This is a genomic window from Escherichia sp. MR, from assembly GCF_005280595.1.
Classification (GTDB): domain Bacteria; phylum Pseudomonadota; class Gammaproteobacteria; order Enterobacterales; family Enterobacteriaceae; genus Escherichia; species Escherichia ruysiae.
On record NZ_SZVK01000140.1, the window covers coordinates 1 to 308 of the forward strand.

The following is a 308-nucleotide window of genomic DNA, read 5'->3' on the forward strand; positions in this document are numbered from 1 at the left end:
GGAGACGAGAACATGTACTGTACTGTTAAAGAAATCATCCGCGATGTACTGGATACAGACGTGCCGGACAGTGAATGCGTTTTTGCCGTGGTGCTGACACGTGGGGATGTGCGTCACATAGCCCAGGACTGGAGTCTGACAGACGATGAGCTGGAAACCGTCATGCAGCGGCTGGACGATGCCTTTGAATATGGTGCGGATGTCAGCATTGTTCACGACGTTGTTCGTGAACTGATGGAAGAAAAGCGCGCCAGCCGTCATGTGACAGTCCCGGCGGTGATGCTGGAAAAAGTGATGGCGCTGGCAGG

The 308-nt window shown here is 53.9% G+C and carries 1 protein-coding gene; it reads left to right on the forward strand.

The window, feature by feature from the left end:
* Positions 1–12: 12 nt before the first annotated feature.
* On the forward strand, positions 13–308 hold a 296-nt coding region (locus FC814_RS22630), incomplete at its 3' end, for a DUF1380 family protein (RefSeq protein WP_137326492.1).